At 33.2% G+C, this 18,262-nt stretch carries 13 protein-coding genes; 10 read left to right on the plus strand and 3 right to left on the minus strand.

Translation table 11 applies throughout. From position 1 onward, the window contains the following. The first annotated feature begins 24 nt into the window (after nt 1-24). The 3 genes from EMN46_RS12160 to EMN46_RS12170 are packed head-to-tail and all read left to right on the plus strand — an operon-like array spanning nt 25 to nt 2,517. Entirely contained in the window at nt 25-1,020 is a 996-nt protein-coding gene (locus EMN46_RS12160) for an FAD:protein FMN transferase (RefSeq protein WP_229130352.1), read from the plus strand. 1 nt (nt 1,021) lies between these two features. Then, nucleotides 1,022-1,249, plus strand: coding sequence for a DUF4266 domain-containing protein (locus EMN46_RS12165; RefSeq protein ID WP_154201086.1), 228 nt, complete (start codon nt 1,022-1,024; stop codon nt 1,247-1,249). A 23-nt stretch (nt 1,250-1,272) separates the two neighbouring features. After that, a complete protein-coding gene (locus tag EMN46_RS12170) occupies nt 1,273-2,517 on the plus strand; it encodes a DUF3570 domain-containing protein (RefSeq protein WP_195715256.1) in 1,245 nt (414 codons plus the stop codon). Nucleotides 2,518-2,550: 33 nt separating this feature from the next. Here the strand turns inward: EMN46_RS12170 and EMN46_RS12175 are convergent, their stop codons facing one another. Both EMN46_RS12175 and EMN46_RS12180 read right to left on the minus strand, forming a co-directional pair. Then, complete coding sequence (locus tag EMN46_RS12175) at nt 2,551-3,462, minus strand: metallophosphoesterase (RefSeq protein WP_154201088.1); 912 nt, start codon at nt 3,460-3,462, stop codon at nt 2,551-2,553. A 151-nt stretch (nt 3,463-3,613) separates the two neighbouring features. Continuing rightward, on the minus strand, nt 3,614-5,092 hold the full coding sequence (locus tag EMN46_RS12180; protein ID WP_154201089.1) for an aminotransferase class V-fold PLP-dependent enzyme: 1,479 nt from the start codon (nt 5,090-5,092) through the stop codon (nt 3,614-3,616). 377 nt (nt 5,093-5,469) lie between these two features. Between EMN46_RS12180 and EMN46_RS12185 the strand changes: the two genes are divergently transcribed. From EMN46_RS12185 to EMN46_RS12215, 7 genes are all read left to right on the plus strand, one after another. Further along, nucleotides 5,470-7,371 carry a long-chain fatty acid--CoA ligase gene (locus EMN46_RS12185; protein WP_154201090.1) on the plus strand — a complete coding sequence of 634 codons (1,902 nt, stop codon included), beginning with the start codon at nt 5,470-5,472 and terminating at the stop codon, nt 7,369-7,371. A 42-nt stretch (nt 7,372-7,413) separates the two neighbouring features. Further along, entirely contained in the window at nt 7,414-8,952 is a 1,539-nt protein-coding gene (locus tag EMN46_RS12190; RefSeq protein ID WP_154201091.1) for an alkaline phosphatase, read from the plus strand. A gap of 52 nt (nt 8,953-9,004) precedes the next feature. Then, nucleotides 9,005-10,141: a YibE/F family protein gene (locus EMN46_RS12195; protein WP_154201092.1), complete on the plus strand. Its 1,137-nt coding sequence runs from the start codon at nt 9,005-9,007 to the stop codon at nt 10,139-10,141. Nucleotides 10,142-10,373: 232 nt separating this feature from the next. Continuing rightward, nucleotides 10,374-11,372 carry a LacI family DNA-binding transcriptional regulator gene (locus tag EMN46_RS12200; RefSeq protein WP_154201093.1) on the plus strand — a complete coding sequence of 333 codons (999 nt, stop codon included), beginning with the start codon at nt 10,374-10,376 and terminating at the stop codon, nt 11,370-11,372. Nucleotides 11,373-11,383: 11 nt separating this feature from the next. Beyond that, nucleotides 11,384-12,541, plus strand: coding sequence for a sugar MFS transporter (locus tag EMN46_RS12205; protein ID WP_154201094.1), 1,158 nt, complete (start codon nt 11,384-11,386; stop codon nt 12,539-12,541). Nucleotides 12,542-12,543: 2 nt separating this feature from the next. Then, a complete protein-coding gene (locus EMN46_RS12210) occupies nt 12,544-13,656 on the plus strand; it encodes an ROK family protein (protein ID WP_229130353.1) in 1,113 nt (370 codons plus the stop codon). Between the two features lie 179 nt (nt 13,657-13,835). Then, nucleotides 13,836-14,813 carry a type I phosphomannose isomerase catalytic subunit gene (locus tag EMN46_RS12215; protein ID WP_154201095.1) on the plus strand — a complete coding sequence of 326 codons (978 nt, stop codon included), beginning with the start codon at nt 13,836-13,838 and terminating at the stop codon, nt 14,811-14,813. A gap of 216 nt (nt 14,814-15,029) precedes the next feature. Here EMN46_RS12215 and EMN46_RS12220 read toward each other — a convergent pair whose 3' ends face one another. Then, nucleotides 15,030-18,071, minus strand: a complete 3,042-nt coding sequence (locus EMN46_RS12220; RefSeq protein ID WP_154201096.1) for a HAMP domain-containing sensor histidine kinase — start codon at nt 18,069-18,071, stop codon at nt 15,030-15,032. Between the last annotated feature and the right edge of the window lie 191 nt (nt 18,072-18,262).

Raw genomic sequence — 18,262 nt, forward strand, 5'->3', positions numbered from 1 at the left:
ATTACGTGCATACTCCTACTGTTTATGTCACTAATTACATTAGGACAAAAAGAATCTCATACCAAAGTTCTTTTACTTATGGGATCTCGATTTGAACTAACAGCCATTAGTACAGATCAGGAAGAAGCAGCAAAAGCAATCGACTCTGGTATCGCAGAAATTAAGCGAATTGAGAAGTTAATTTCGTCTTGGAATACGAATTCTCAAACTTCAGAAATTATAAAAAATGCAGGAATAAAACCTGTTGTTGTTGACCAAGAATTATTCAACTTGATTCGTCGATCACTTAAAATCTCAAAATTAACAGGTGGTGCATTCGATATTAGCTATGCCTCAATGGATAAGGTTTGGCATTTTGATGGGAAGATGAAAGAAATGCCAGACTCAAGTACAATAGCTGCATCGGTAGCAAAGATCAATTATAAAAACATTATCCTTAATCCTGATAAAAGAACCGTTTTCTTAAAAGAGAAAGGTATGAAAATTGGCTTTGGTGCAATTGGAAAAGGCTATGCTGCCAATAAGGCTCTCGATATCATGTCGAAAATGAATTTAACAGGCGCTTTGGTTAATGCCTCAGGTGATTTAATCAGTTGGGGAAAAGACGAAGGCGGAAAAGATTGGAAAATTGGCATCGTGAATCCAAAACAAAAAGGAAGAGTCTTTTCCTGGCTAAGCATAAACGAAACAGCAGTTGTTACTTCGGGCAATTACGAAAAATTTGTCACTATAAATGGTCAACGCTATTCACATATTATCGACCCAAGAACAGGTTATCCTGTTAAGGGATTAAGCAGCGTTAGCATCATTTGTCCCAATGCTGAATTGGCTGATGCTTTAGCCACCTCAGTTTTTGTACTTGGGAAAGATAAAGGTCTTGAATTAATTAACCGATTGAAGGGGATTGAATGTCTAATGATTACAGACAAGCAAGAACTTTTCACATCTAATAATCTACACTTAGATTATATACAGAAACCGATAACTAATCACAAATATCAAATTAAAATTGGAGAATAATATGCACAAAAAAAATAAAACAATCATATTGCTGGTTGGGTTATGCTTATTGTTTGGTCTCAACTCATGTATGTCAGTTGCAGCCTACCAAAAAGCGTATCTTAACGACGAAGCAATGGCGCTTCAGGCTAAAAAGCTTGAAAGCTACGAATCAAATTTTCAATCGTACCGTGAAGGTGCTGCCGGTGCAAACGGTGGTAAATCAGGAGGAGGCTGTGGATGCAATTAAATAAACTAATCCTTTTATGCGCAATGATATTAGTATCAATTGCTGCTACTGCTCAAACTGATAAAAACAGTATTGACGACAAACAAAATAATAAGCAACAGAAAGTAAAAAAATCGGCAGCTGACCTCAAAGACACTGAAGTAAACTTTCTATTTAATTACTACGACCAAGACGGAGATCATTCACCTGTAACGGGTGGACGTGGCACTGAAGACCTTCAGAACATCGCTCCTACTTTCGTGGTTCATATTCCTATGGATTCGGTATCGAGTTTAGATTTGAATTTTGGAATTGACATTTATTCGTCTGCTTCAACAGATAATATCGATTATTTTGATGGCAATAAATCTGGAGCTTCGAGCATGGATGTTCGTACTCATATTAATGCAGCTTATAACAGAAATTTAATCAATTCTGGAAATGCATATAGCGTAATGGCTGGCTTTTCAGCTGAGTACGATGTAACTTCGTTCAATTTTGGAGGTTCTTATACTTTAAATTCTAAAGATAAGAATCGCTCATTAAGTTTGGATGCACTCTATATGAATGATACGTGGAAATTGCTATATCCAACAGAGCTCAGAAATGGAACAGAATGGCTTAAAGACGATACACGTACAACCATGAAGCTTGGTTTATCGTATTCACAAGTAATTAATAAACGCTTACAGGCTTTATTCTCAATGGAAGTTGTTTCTCAATCGGGACTTCTTAGTACGCCATTCCATCGTGTCTTTTTCGACGATGCCATTGGACAATCTGATGATGTATTAAAAGGTATTAGCAATGTTGAAAGCTTGGATGATAATCGTCTAAAAATACCTATCTCAATGCGATGGAATTATTACTTAAACGATTTTATGAGAGTGAGAACATTCTATCGATTTTATACCGATAGTTGGGGAATTACTGCACATACTGCAAGCATAGAATTACCAATGCAAGTTACACCAAGTTTAATCGCATCTCCATTTTTTAGATATCACACACAAACTGCTGCTGATGATTTTTATGAATTTGGAAAAGCGAGCAGTACACAAACGCCCGAATTCTATACCTCTGATTACGATTTATCTGATTTAAACAGTACTAAAATAGGTTTAGGCTTACAATACTCACCAATAATGGGAGTCGGAAATTTCAAATCGCTTTTCAGAAAGGATAAACAAGTTCAGTTTAAAAGTATTGGTTTAAGAACAGCCTATTACGATAGAAGTGATGGTTTAAATGCATGGTTAGTTAGCCTTGATTTTGCTTTCACATTTTAAAAAAAGAAAGTGTAAAGAGTTATTATTAACTCTTTACACTTCTATAATATTTTTATTGCTCAATTTTCTATTACCATCCCAACGGTAAGCAATTAAATGCCCTCCATTAGCAACACAAGCATCTACACAACAAAGATTGTCTCTCACAACACCTGCTTTTTCACATAAACAATAATGACCGAAAAACACAGGTCGTTCTTGCTCAGAGTATGGGGGAATATCCTTACAAAGTTCTAGTGGAATAGTATATTTAGGTAATTTAAATCGATTACCAAAAGCCAAAGAGCAAAAACTCTCTCCTTCCATCCTTTTCCACCATTTTATTCGAAACATATTACGCTTGATTCCATAGCTATCTTTTATAACAAGATCGTTTGGTAATGCGAATTCTCGTCCTTTTAATAATAACATACAAGCATCATATAGCTTGCCTTTATTACCATATATTTTTCTAAGAAACTTTTTATTCAACCTATTTTCAGGATGCTTCATTTTCATTAGATCAATAGCTTTTGGGTCCCAACAAGCATGAACTACTCTAAAATTATCAAACTCTAAAAACAAGGGTAAAGATCTTAACCATTTCAGGTATATTTTTTTCGCTTCTTTATTAGCTTGAAACTCTATATAAGTTTTTCTAATTTGAGCTTTATTCTTCACACTATGCTCACGCAAAGGATTACCTTCATCATCTTTAGTATAATAAGATAATATATTGAGTTCATGATTACCAACTACAGCATAGGCAGAGCCATGATCGACCATATTCTTAATCAAACAAAGACTATCTATCACACGCGGACCTCGATCAACAAAGTCTCCAACAAAAACGGCTTTTCTTTCAGGATGAGCATAAAAACCGTCTTCCATCGTATAACCTAAAGTTTGAATCATTTTCTCCAAACTTTCAAACTCACCGTGTATATCTCCAATAATATCGTACAAATCGATTTTTTTTTAAATAAAACTGAACATCAGTAAAATTACAACTATTTTGATCTTGTATTTGTTAAACTTTCAAAGATATAAAAACAAAAAAAACTCATCCTATTGCAATACAACAAGATGAGTTTTTGTTTTAAATTGAGTAAATCAACTAATCAAGTATAAATAATTTATCGAGACTAAACTCTTCTTTAATTTTATTTAGACCAGCGTAAATAAATTCATTGGTTTTGCTACTGTATTCGTAATCTTTCTTCCACTCATCAAAATTAGCCACAATTTTCTTGATAGATTCCACGAAATAAACAACCTCCTCATCAGTAGTTGTTGGATGTAATGACCAACGCACCCAACCTGGTTTATGAGTTAAATCACCAGCATTTATTTCATCAGTAATCGACTGGGACTTTTCGTAAGTTACATCAAGCATAAAGTGACCATAAGTACCTGCACATGCACAACCACCACGAACTTGAATTCCGAAATGATCATTCAACAACCTTACTAACAGGTTAAAATGAATATAATCAATGTAAAATGACATGACACCAATACGTTTTTGTCCATCATCAGCAAGAATTGTCACCGCATCAATTTCGCGCATCAATGTGAAAGCTAGATCAAGTAATTCTTCTTCTCGAGCTTCCATATTATCAGTACCCATTTGATTTTTTATATCAATAACCAAAGCGGCTCTAATGGATTGAAGAAAACCTGGAGTTCCTCCATCTTCACGAGCTTCAATATTGTTTACAAATTTATACTCTCCCCATCGGTTAGTCCAGTCAACAGTTCCTCCACCAGGAAGATCGGGTGCCGCATTAGGATCGTAAAGAGCTGAATCAAAAATCATAACTCCTGAAGAACCCGGTCCTCCAAGAAATTTATGAGGTGAAAAGAATATGCCATCTAAACGACATTCTGGATCAGCTGGATGCATATCAATATCAGCATAAGGAGCCGATGCTGCGAAATCTACAAAGCAAATTCCACCATGTTTATGCATTAACTTAGCCATTTCATGATAAGGAGTTATAATACCTGTTACATTTGAACAAGCACTAAACGAACCTATTTTCTTCTTACGATCAGCATATTTTTCAAGTTGCTTTTCCAACTCATTCAAATCAATTGTTAAACCTTCTCCTGGAGGTACAACCACAACATCAACATTGGTTTCGTACCATGATGTTTGGTTCGAATGATGTTCCATATGAGTAATAAAGACAACTGGTTTTTCTTGATTTTGAATACAGGTTTTCGACCCCAATCTGCCACAGTCTTTTAAGCCTAAAATACGCTGTAATTTTACGATAACCGCTGTCATACCATAACCTGCATGCATCAACACATCCATAGGTCCTGCGTTACAATGTTTTTTTATTAGATTCTGAGCTTTATGGTAACTTTTGGTCATTAAAGAACCAGTTACATTTGTCTCTGTATGCGTATTAGCTACATAAGGGCCAAAATCTTCTAACATTCTTTTTTCAAGAGGTTTATATAAACGACCACTGGCAATCCAATCGCCATAAACGATGGTTTGCTTACCAAAAGGTGAATAAAATTGGGCCTCGTTTCCCACCGTATTTATTCGGAACTTTTTAAAATGGTTCTCCAAATTACTCATGCTCAAGTTTGTATTAAATGTTTTGTTGTTAAATAAAATTTGGTTTATCACAAAACCAGATCATTTTCAGATCATTTATTCTAAAGATAAATGTATCTATTCTGAAAAAGGAATACAAATAGTGTATGCATATATTATTATGAATCAGGCTATTTGGACTCACCAAGCAGCACAATTCTACTAGCTATAATATTGATTATAAACACCAATCATCAAAAACAATGAACAATTAGTTTACAATAAATAACACCTTCCCTTATTTAGAATGAGCACTATTTATAAAGTATAGAAGAAATTGACAGGAAAACATTAAATTTGGCTTCATTAACACATAATGGCCTAGATTTACAACTTATAAAATACAGAAGATAACATATATGGAGACGATTATTCAACTCTTCGAGAATAGTGTAAAACAATTCTCCAACAACCCCTTTTTATGGGAAAAAACTGAAGAAAATTACACTTCTCAATCCTATAAAGAGCTTCATTCTCAAGTTCTTTTACTTGCCGCAGGACTGTATGACATGGGCATAAAAAAGGGAGATCGTATTGGGCTATTATCGGAAGGTAGAAATGCATGGGTACTTTCAGAATTAGGTATACTATACTCTGGAGCTGTTAATGTTCCTTTATCTGTAAAATTAGATGCTCAAAACGAACTTAAATTTCGTTTGCAACATTCTGAATCTAGGTTAGTTATTGTATCTAAAAATAACATCTCGAAAATCAGAGAGATTAAAGATGATTTAGATCTCATTGAACACATTATCGTCATTGATGATGATGTTATTTTAGAATCTAAGGAAATTTATTTGTCTTCGGTAATTGAGCTTGGTAAAAATTTACCTGATACAGATAAAAATAACCTAATTAAACTTTGGTCGGCTATAAAGCCTAATGACAATGCCAACATTTCATATACATCAGGTACAACAGCCGATCCTAAGGGAATTATTCTTTCTCATATTAACTACACATCCAATGTTATTCAAGCATCAAGCTTGATGGACATACCAGAGACATACAAAACACTACTTATTCTACCTTGGGATCATTCATTTGCGCACACAGCTGGCATATACAGTTTTATGCTAAAAGGAGCCTCAATTGCTGCAGTTCAACAAGGTAAATCACCAATGGAAGCTCTTAAAAACATTCCCAATAATATTAAGGAAATTAAACCCGATATTTTATTAAGTGTTCCGGCTTTGGCTAAAAATTTCAAGAAAAATATTGAAAAAGGAATTAAAGCAAAAGGTCCAAGAGTAGAACGAATGTTTAACAAAGCTCTTAATGTAGCTTATCGTTACAATGGTATTGGCATAGACAAAGGAAAAGGTAGCCGCAAATTTCTAAAACCTATTTACAAGTTTTACGACAAGCTTTTATTTTCTAAAATCAGAGATAATTTTGGTGGTCACCTTAAATTCTTTGTTGGTGGAGGTGCCTTACTGGATATGGAATTACAACGCTTTTTTTACGCCATTGGTATTCCAATATATCAAGGTTACGGGTTATCAGAAGCATCGCCAGTTATCTCATCAAACTCACACAAACATCATAAATTAGGTTCATCTGGTATGCTTGTGAAAAATATGGATTTACAAATTTGTGATGATCTTGGTATTCCACTATCAGCAGGCAAAACAGGAGAAATCGTAATTAAAGGTAAAAATGTAATGAAAGGCTACTGGAAAAATGAAAAAGCCAGTGCCGAAACAATTAAAAATGATTGGTTACATACTGGCGATATGGGACACTTAGACAAAGATGGCTATCTACATGTTTCTGGACGATTTAAATCCTTACTTATTGCCAACGATGGTGAAAAATTTAGCCCTGAAGGTATAGAAGAAGCTTTCTTAGATCAGTCACCCTATATCGATCAGTGTATTTTATACAACAACCAGAATCCATACACCATTGCCATAATTGTACCAAACAAGGGAGCAATTCAATCTTACTTAAAAGAACAGGGATTAGATTCAAAAAGTGACGAAGGACAAAACGAAGCCCTTAAACTCTTACAATCTGAATTAAACGCATACAAAACAGGAGGAAAATATCAAGATATGTTTCCTCAAAGATGGATGCCTACTGCCGTTGGTATTCTTCCTGAAGCATTTACAGAAGAAAATAAGCTTGTTAATTCAACCATGAAAGTTGTTCGAGATAAGGTTATTTCTTACTTTAAAGATTATGTAGATTATCTGTATACCCCAGATGGGAAAAACTTTTTTAACCTTAAGAACAAAGAAACAATCCAAAAATTTTAAATTTACATCTACAAAATTTCAACTAATAACATACAAATAAAGATGAGATTCAACAATTTCAAATTCACAAGTCTTTTAACTCTAGGCTTAATACTACTTACATTTACAGCAAGTGCGCTTGATTCAAATAGTGAAAAACAGCGTAAAGACTATAAAGGAAAGTCGCCAAAATACATCTTCTATTTTATTGGTGATGGCATGGGCTTAACGCAGACTAACGCAGCAGAAGCCTATCTATCTGCTATAAATAATAAAGATGGCGTTCAAAAACTTGAGATGAACAAATTTCCAAATCTTGGTTTTTACACAACCTATGCAACCAACCGATTTATCACCGGATCAGCAGCAGCTGGTACAGCACTTGCAACTGGTCATAAAACAAGTATCAATACCATTGGTATGGATGCCTCAAAACAGAAGCCGTTGCAATCTATTGCTGAAAAAGCACGAGACCTAGGCTATAAGGTTGGGATTGTAACATCGGTATCTATCGATCATGCTACACCTGCAGCTTTTTACGCACATCAACCATCAAGAAGCATGTATTATAATATCAGCCTTGACTTGAGCAAATCAAATTTCAACTACTTTGCAGGTGGAGGCATCAAACATCCTGATGGAGATGGGAAAATAGATAAGAACAATATCATGGCCAATTTTGGTCAAGGAAAAGATAAAAAAATTAAGAACAAACAAACCAATTCAATTGAAATTGCAAAAAAGCGTGGCTACAGTATATTAAACACGAAGTCTGAATTTGAGAAGCTAAAAAAAGGAGATGATAAAATTATAGCAATTGCTCCTCGTTTAGATGGAGGCATGTCTTTACCTTACGCCATAGATCAAACTAAGGATGATATCAGTTTAAGTGAATTCACAAAAAAAGGAATTGAATTATTAGATAATAACAAGGGATTCTTTATGATGATCGAAGGTGGTAAAATAGACTGGACCTGCCATGCCAACGATGCAGCGACTGCCATTAAAGAAGTTATTAATCTTGATAATGCCGTTAAAGTAGCCATCGATTTCTACAACAAACATCCCGAAGAAACGCTTATCGTTGTTGGTGGAGATCATGAAACTGGAGGAATGGCTCTAGGTTTTTCTGGTAGTCATTACCAATCAGAATTTAAAATTCTTCAATATCAAAACATTTCTAATGGCGGCTTTACGGAACTCGTTAATAATTACAAAAAAAATAATGTTGGAAACTATAAGTTTGAAGATGGAATGGCTTTAGTTAAAAAACATTTTGGCTTAGGAGATAAAGAAAAAGATTTAGAACTTTCAGACTATGAAAAAGAGCAGCTTAAAAATGCTTTCGAACAAAGTATGAATGACAATAAGAATTCAAAAAAAGATGATCAATTCTACTTGCTTTATGGTGGATATAATCCATTAACAACTACAGCTTGTCATATTTTATCGCAAAAAGCAGGTATCGGCTGGACCTCATTTTCGCATACTGCGACTCCTATTCCTGTTAGAGCTATAGGTGTTGGATCAGAGCTATTCACAGGTTACTATGACAACACCGATATGGCAAAAAACATTTTCAAATTATTAGAATCTAAATAAATACTCAACAAGGATAAGTCAACTGATTTATCCTTGTTTCTTTTCCATTAGCATGTTTAAAATACCTCAAAAATCAGATTTAATTTTAGTTAGCTTACTCATATTGGTTTGTATATGTTTAATTCTAGCGCCCAATGGTTTTGATAAAAGCAATCATTCAAGTTCGCTTAGAGTAAAGGCCTTAGTTTTATCAACAAATGATGATCTAATTGTTGAAACAGGTATCATAAAAACAGGAACACAAGTTCTTCAAATTAGGATTCTAAATAGTCGATTTAAGGGTAAAGAACTTAAAGCCTTCAATCAATTGATTGGTCAAATGGAATTTGATAAAGTATTCTCAGAAGGTGATAAAGCACTTACTGTTTTAAATTTAAACCAAGATCAAACTAAAATTATCAATGCCAACATTGTCGATCATTATAGAATCAATATCGAATTGTGGCTTTTAGTTTTGTTCGTTATTCTATTAATTTGTTTTGCTGGTTGGACTGGTGTTAAAGCCATCCTTTCTTTCATGTTTACTGGGCTTGCAATATGGAAACTTCTTCTTCCAGGCTTTTTAAAAGGCTACTCTCCCATCCCCTTATCACTAGGCATCGTTGCCTTACTTACTTCTGTAATCATTTTTTTAGTTGCTGGAACCAATAGAAAAGGCGTTGTTGCATTTTTAGGCGCAATGAGTGGTGTCGCAATCACCTGTCTAATGGCAATTTTCTTTGGTGATTTATTTAATATACATGGAGCTATAAAACCCTTTTCAGAAACCCTACTTTACTCAGGCTTCGCACATTTAAATCTTACTGAAATTTTTCTAGCAGGTATCTTTATATCCTCATCTGGAGCTGTAATGGATATTTCAATGGATATTGCCGCATCCCAATGCGAAGTAGTCAATCACAATCCGAATATAGGTCATAAGGAGCTTCGTAAATCTGGGTTCGAAGTTGGTAAAGCTGTTATTGGCACAATGACAACTACACTTCTTCTAGCTTACTCAGGAGGTTTTTCTGCCTTACTAATGGTTTTTATAGCACAAGGCACACCAATGACAAATATTCTAAACCTCACCTATGTTTCAGGCGAAATGCTCCACACACTGGTTGGCAGCTTCGGACTAATTCTAGTGGCACCATTTACTGCCATCATAGGAAGTTGGATTTTAACCCAAAAAGTTTCAAAATCTTAATTCACTCCAAATTTTAAGATTTTGATTCATAATTAAGATATCAATCGAAATACTTAATTAATTCCAAAATAAAATCAATTTCACCAAGCCTTAAAATATCTCATTTTAAGTACATTAAATCATCAACCAATCAAACTACTCTGATTAAAACAAACGATTGTGTTTGTATAATTAAAAAAAACTACTACATTCGTAAACCGATTTAGTAAACCGATTTAGTAAAAAATACGCTTTGAAAAAGAAGTCAATTAAAGATATCGCTCAAGACCTTGAACTATCAAAAACCACTGTTTCTTTTGTCCTTAACGACAAAGGAGATGAGAAAAATATCAGCAAAAAAACTCAAAAAAAAGTCCTTGACTACGTAAAGAAAGTTAATTATCACCCCAACCAAATAGCTAAAAGTTTAAAGCAAGGACAAACCAATACAATAGGTTATTTGGTACCTGACATTTCCAATCCATTCTTTGCTAAAATAGGACGTTTACTTGAAGACCATTTTTGGGAAAAAGGCTACCATCTTATTATAGGTAGTACTGACGAAAATAAAGATAAGGAAACTCAAGTTCTAAACATGTTTGTAAATCGCCAAGTTGATGCCTTAATTGTGGCTTCTTGTTTCATACAAAGTGATACAATCAAATCCTTATTATCGCGAGATTTTCCTCTCGTATTTTTTGATAGAGAAGATCCCGATGTAAAAGCTAATTATATTTTAGTCGAAAATAAAATTTCGATGAAAAATGCAATTGAAAAGACAATCTATTCTGGAGCTAAAAAACTGGGGTTAATCACATTAACGCCCGACATATATTCCCTTAAAAATCGTATTGAAGGTTACAAAATGGCCTTAAAAGATAATAATATTGTTTTTGATAGTAATTTAATACGAATAGTTGATAATAATGATTTAAAGAAAACGACTGAAAGAGAACTCAGAAAACTCATAGAATCGAATGTTGATACAATCGTATTTACGAATAACCAGATTACTGTTATTGCAATTTGGTTAATGAATACTTACTATAAGGATAAAGTGAACACAATTAAATTCGTAAGTTTTGATAACGTTGACTTATTCGACTATTCATTACCTAAAGTCAATTCGGTAGCACAACCAATCAAAGAAGTTACTGAGCAAATATCAAAAATGATACTTCAGATAATTCATTCGAAGAAAAATGAGAATAAACGAATTGAGCTGACACCTAAACTAATCGAACGAAATTAATAATCATATTTATGAAGAATAATTACTTAAAATCAGGTCCTATATTTCTAGCCTTTCTTTGCATGGGCTTTGGTGATGTTGTGGGCCCTCTAACCAGTCAACTACAGGCAGAATATGAATTGACAAATTTCATGGCTTCTTTGGTCACTTTTATGGGATTTATCATGTTCGGATTATTATCTGTTCCAATGGCATTATTCCAAGATAGAAAAGGAAAAAAAACAGTTTTGCTACTAGGGATGATTATCGCTTTAGCTGGTTTGATTTTACCGATTCTAGGTGATTTCTCATCATTCGGCTTATTATTAGGCTCTTTACTCCTTTTAGGAACAGGAGCCACACTATTACAGGTTGCTGGCAACCCTATTATGCGTGATGTATCTCCAGAAGGAAAGTATTCAAGAAACCTTTCTTTTGGTCAATTTTTTAAAGCTATTGGATCTTTATCCGGAGCTCTTTTACCTCTTATAGCAGCTCGATATTGGGGCCTCGATTGGAAATTGTTATTTCCTATCTATTCTGGAATTTTACTTATTGCAACCATTTATCTTTACGTAGTCAAAATAGAAGAGAAGAAAGATGAAACAGCATCAACTCCTGCATCTTTTGGTTCAGTATTAGCCTTATTAAAGAATCCATATATATTCTTTATGGTGTTAGCAATATTTCTATACGTAGGAGCTGAACAGTGTATGAGTGCAAAACTACCAAATTACTTAGCTGAGAAATTTAGCTTCGATATTAAAGAATTAGGCTTATGGGGAACACTATTCTTCTTTCTCGCATTAATGACTGGTCGTTTTTTAGGTGGAATAATTTTAAACTGGATGTCACCTTCAAAATTTTTGAAACTTACAACATTTTTATCTCTGATTGGAATTGTCGGACTTTTTATTGCCACAAGCTCTATAATGGGTTTTGCAGCCATTTTCCTTATCGGATTAAGTTTTGCAAATATCTTTCCATTGGTATTTTCAATTACTGTTGATGAAATGCCCGAAAGAAGCAATGAAATTTCAGGTTTGATGGTAACTGCTATTATTGGTGGAGCTTTTGTTCCTGTAGCTTTTGGTGCTGTTGCTGATATTTTTTCATTAATGGCAGGTTTTATTGTTACACTAGTATGTATTGGGTATATTTTTGGTTTATCATTTTATAAAAGAAAGTAAAGATGCACATGGATATATGGAGTGACAATAGAGTTGTACTAACACTTGATGCAGGTGGAACAAACTTTGTTTTTTCAGCAATAAAAAGTGGTTCTGAAATTATTGAACCCATAAGAAAGCCTTCTAATGCTGATCAATTAGAACTTTGTTTAAAAACAATAATTGACGGTTTTAAGGAAGTAAAAAACTTAATTAATGAAAAGCCAGTAGCTATTAGTTTTGCTTTTCCTGGTCCAGCTGATTACCGCAGAGGAATTATAGGTGACTTACCAAATCTACCTGCATTTAGAGGAGGTGTAGCACTTGGACCTATGTTAGAAGAACATTTTAACATCCCTGTTTTCATTAATAATGATGGAGATTTGTTTGCATATGGCGAAGCTTTAGGAGGCATACTTCCAGAAATAAACAAACGATTACTAGAGGCTAATAGTCCAAAACAATATTCCAATCTAGTAGGTATAACACTAGGAACTGGTTTTGGTGGAGGAATTGTTCAGAATGGAAATCTATTTATTGGTGACAATTCAATTGCAACCGAAGTTTGGCTAACGAGTTCTAGATTATTTCCGGAACGATTTGCTGAAGAAGGCATTAGCACTCGTGCTATTCAAAGAGAGTTTTTACAAAATGCAACTAAAGAGTATTCGGATGAATTGATGCCTAAGGATATTTATGATATTGCAATGGATTCTAACAATTCTGATCAAAAAGCGGCATTAACTGCATTTGACATGTTTGGACGATGCATAGGCGATAGTTTAGCAAATCTTTTAACTCTAACAGACGGTATAGCTGTTATTGGTGGAGGATTAACTGGAGCACACGATTTATATATACCTGCTGTTATGAATGAAATAAATGGACAGTACCATACAGCTCAAGGAGAAACTCAAAATCGTTTAGTTCAGAAGGTTTATAATATCGATAATGAAGCGGAATTTCAAGAATTCATAAAAGATCGCTCCAGAAAAATTACAATTCCAGGAACCGATAAAAGTTTAAAATATGATCCAGAACCTAGATTAGCTATTTGCTCAAGTAAATTGGGAGCAAGTAAGGCAATTGGAATTGGAGCATATGCATATGCTCTAAAAGAAATTAGTTGTCAATAAAAAAATGGAATCGTAAAAAAGAAGATCGCCATTTTACAAAAAAACTAGACACAGCTAATTATCTTGCGGCTACTATAAATGAAATTTAAAGATGACTGTTCTTAAGTAACTAGAAACACAAAACGAATAGTACCTTTATCATTAATGAAGAAGGTGTCCTAAAGTAAAAACTATAAAGCATGCAATTATACCCAATCAAATTCACTCCAATTGCTAAAGAAACAATTTGGGGAGGCAGTAAATTAAAAACAGTTCTTTCAAAAAATTTCTCATCCGAAAAACTAATAGGTGAAAGTTGGGAAATATCAGGCGTTAAAAATGATATATCTGTTGTAGCCAACGGTCATCTAAAAGGAGAAAGTTTAACCAAGTTAATCGAAGACTTTGGAGCTCGTTTGCTAGGAGATAAAGTATATGAAAAATTTGGAAACGAATTTCCTCTGCTTATCAAATTCATAGATGCTAACGATGCATTATCGATACAAGTTCATCCAGATGATGAGCTAGCAAAACAACGTCATAATTCTTTCGGCAAAACAGAAATGTGGTACGTATTAGATGCCGAAAAAGATGCCAATTTAATTGTTGGGTTTAATCAAAAGGTTGATAAAAAAATCTATCAAGAGAAATTAGAAGCTGGTAAACTCGAAGACATTCTAAATGCCGAAAAAGTAGAAAATGGTTCTTGTTATTTTATTCCTGCAGGTCGTGTTCATGCAATTGGTAAAGGCATACTTTTAGCTGAGATTCAACAAACATCGGACATCACATACCGAATGTATGACTGGAACAGAGTCGATAAATTAGGAAATCCAAGAGAACTTCATACTGAATTGGCAGTAGATGCGATTGATTATACGCAAGAAAAAGAATATGCAACAAAATATAAAACTGAGCTTAACAAAACAACACAACTTGAAAGCTGTGAACATTTCACAACCAACCTTTTAGATTTCGATAGAATTATTGATTGTGATTACTCAAAATTGGATTCTTTTGTGATTTATATTTGTTTGGATGGTGAATTCGAAATTGATTATAACAATCAAGAAAAAACAAGCGTAAAAAAAGGAGAAAGTATCCTAATTCCATCAGAACTAAAACATATAAAGCTTAAACCAATGGGAAAAGCTAAATGTTTAGAAGTCTATTTATAAACTTTACCAATAGTATTAAAAATACGATTCGAATGAGAGAGTAAACATTCTCTTTATAAATCATTTATTTGAACTTGGTAAAAGTTAAGAAGGGGAAAACGATTAAATGCCTTTCTTCTCAAATATATTCAAATAAAAAAAGACTCGAAAAGCATAATGTTTTCGAGTCTTTTTCTATATTTACTTATAAACAGAATTAAGATTACAGAGTAAAATCTATTGTTTTAGTGGAATTGAGAAGAAGAAACTTGTTCCTTTATCTTTTTCACTCTCTGCCCATATTTCGCCACCATTGAGTTCTATAAACTCTTTGCTCAACATTAAACCAAATCCTGTACCAGTCTCATTTGCTGTACCCTCACTAGAAAATACAGAATCAATTTTAAAGAGTTGTTCCAATTGTTTTTCTGTCATTCCAACACCTTGATCTGCAACTTGAATCACAACAAAACCATTAGATATTTTCGAACTTATAGTAATTGTTTGACCTGGAAATGAAAATTTAATGGCATTCGACATGATATTTCGAATTACAGTATCTATCATCGCTTTGTCTGCTTTCACATTTACATGATCAAATTCGCCCTTCACTTCAAGCTCTTTTAATAGACCCAAGCTCTTATGAACACTCAAATTTTTCTCTAGCAGAAGTTTTAAATCAAACACTTCAATATTTAATTTAATGTTTCCTTTTTGCACCTTAGCCCATTCTAACAAACTTTCCAATAGTTTAAATGTATCATCAGAACTTCTGTGTATAATCTCAATCAGTTCCTTCTTTTCGTCTTCAGTCAAAGTATCGGACTCCTTCATTAAAATATCTGAAAAGCCACGAATCGCATTAAAAGGATTTCTTAAATCATGAGCAATTATCGATAGAAATTTATCTTTAGAAATATTCGCAGTCGATAAGTTCTCATTTGCTTTTTGCAACTGAATTGTTCTATCCGAGACTATTTTCTCAAGGACTACAAGATTCTTTTCAGTCCTTATTTTACTATATTTATTTGTTAAATAAATAACCAATAATATCAGTAAAAGTTCAGAGAGAAACGTATACCATCTTAAATACCAAACTTGCTCAACCCTTAACTTAATAATTCGATGTTTACTCCAGCCATAATTTCCGTCATGTTTCCCTCGAATACAAATTTTATACTTTCCTGGTTTCATTTTGGATAACAAAATCTGATTTTTAGCAGATAATTCTTTCCAATCAATATTTTTGGGAGAATCTTCAACCGTACAATATTGAAACTTATTTTGTTTCTGAGGATAAATAATTGCCGAAACATCTAACAATAACATCGAATTGGCAACCATTGAAATATCTGCATTTTGATGTATGAATTCACCTTTATCATCTGCCATATAAACCAAAGGCTTAGGTGTTGATCGAATAGAACCCGAAATGTGTGCAAATGCAATACCATTAGAAGTACCTACCCATAAATTATTATTTGAATCAACAAGCAAACTACGGTTCGTAAAAGTTTTTGAAGGCAAACCTTGATCAGTTGCAAATAAGGAAATATCAAATTTTTGTTTACGAACAACCCCCTTACTTGTTGTAAGCCATAAAGAATGCTGTTTGTCAATAGCAAGTGATTTAACTTCACTATTAGTCATAGTACCCAAATCGATTTGAACAATAGTATCGTCGGAATATTTAAGTAAACCAGCTGAAGTTCCCATATACAATGTGTCCTGATCCATTACCAAATCAATATTCCAAAAATCGGCATTAATTGGAAAAGGAATTGGTTTACTTACATTGACAATTTTGTCCTTAACAACATCATATTTAAACAAATAAGAATCTTTATATTGACCTCCTATGTAGAGATTTTTATTTTCATCCAAGCAAATATCCTGAACAATACGTTTTCTCAAAAACGAATCAAAATAACTTATAACCTGCCCCGTTTCCAGATTGACTTTAAACAATTCTTTATTGGCAACAAGCCATGCTATTTTATCTGAAGAAATCTCAATACTGGTAATTTGTTGATCAGAAATAGCTAAATTCAATAATAAATTATTCCCTTTAAAAACATTCAATCGGCCTTGCTCCGTTCCCACCAAAGTCAAATTACCTTGTGTTTTAAAAACACTTAACGAACCTTCAAAGTTTAGTGGTAATCTCTCTATATTATGGCTATCGTATGCCTTATAAATATGCTTCCTATCAGCGAAATTCACACCTCCATCATCAGCAAGATTAATAGACGCAATATATTCCGCGTTTACAATTGAAAGCTGCGAGGTAAAAAATTTCGTTTCCATAACAACAGCTCCTGTATTTGTAGAAACCCAATATTTACCATAATCATCCATATGGATATCATTGATTGTTAAAAAGGGAAAACCACCTACATTGAATACAGCATATTTATCAGTAATATCAAGCTCCACTAATCCTTGAAACCAGGTTCCTATTATTACTTTTGTATCGGAAATTCGTTCGAAACACGATGCGTTAATATTCTCTACAATTACTTCTTTATTGATGACCTTAGCTTGAGAATCGAAGGTTATTTTTATAATACCATCAGATGTACCAAGTAAAAATTCATTCGCACCTATTTTTAAAGAAGAATAAATAGACACATTAATATTAAAATCTAATTCATCAAAAGAGTTTATTTTAAAATTATAATTATAGAACCAACCCTTTTCAGAAACGACAATTAAATTTCCATTATCACACTCTAAGAACTGAAATGATCGGATATAAGATTCGGTGAGATTTTTTTTATCCATCTCAAACTTCTTAACAGTCTGCCCATCATATTTATAAACATGATTATAATCCGTTATCCATAAATCATTTTTATGATCTTCAAACAAATGTTTTGGATATTTTGGTTGGGATGAATCGATATTACATTCAATTAACAAGTCTAGTTTAGCCTGTTTAAATGAGCCTTTTATTTGATAAATAGCATCATCCGAAACAGCTAGAATATCTCCATTATTTCTTTTGAATAATTCTTTAAAGTAGCTAGATTTTCCTTCTGGCAAAGTGAGTCGAACAAATTCATCTTTTTGTAAGGATAAGACACCATCATCCGTTGCAAAAAAATAGATTCCCAAAGAGTCCTGCTGTACAGATTTAACTAATTCTTCATTTAGTATATTCTCTTTATTGTATTGATGGAATCTAAAATTAGTTCTCTGTGCTTTAGAAGAAAACGAATTTAAAATCAACAATGAAATAAGAAAAACTCGAACTGATAAAATAGATACTCTAATCATTGACTAAATTTCAATTTGAATTACAAAAATAGCATTTACGATATGAATTCTAACACCTTATCAATGATTCTGAACTTTTATTTTAAAACAAAAAAAGCTTAAACCGTTTTATTTATATCTGATAAAGTCTGTATTTATAAGTCTATTATGAATGTAAGTAAAAAAGATTTCAATTGAATAGTATCTGAGCT

The sequence above is a fragment of the Ancylomarina sp. 16SWW S1-10-2 genome, from assembly GCF_009669305.1.
Lineage (GTDB): Bacteria > Bacteroidota > Bacteroidia > Bacteroidales > Marinifilaceae > Ancylomarina.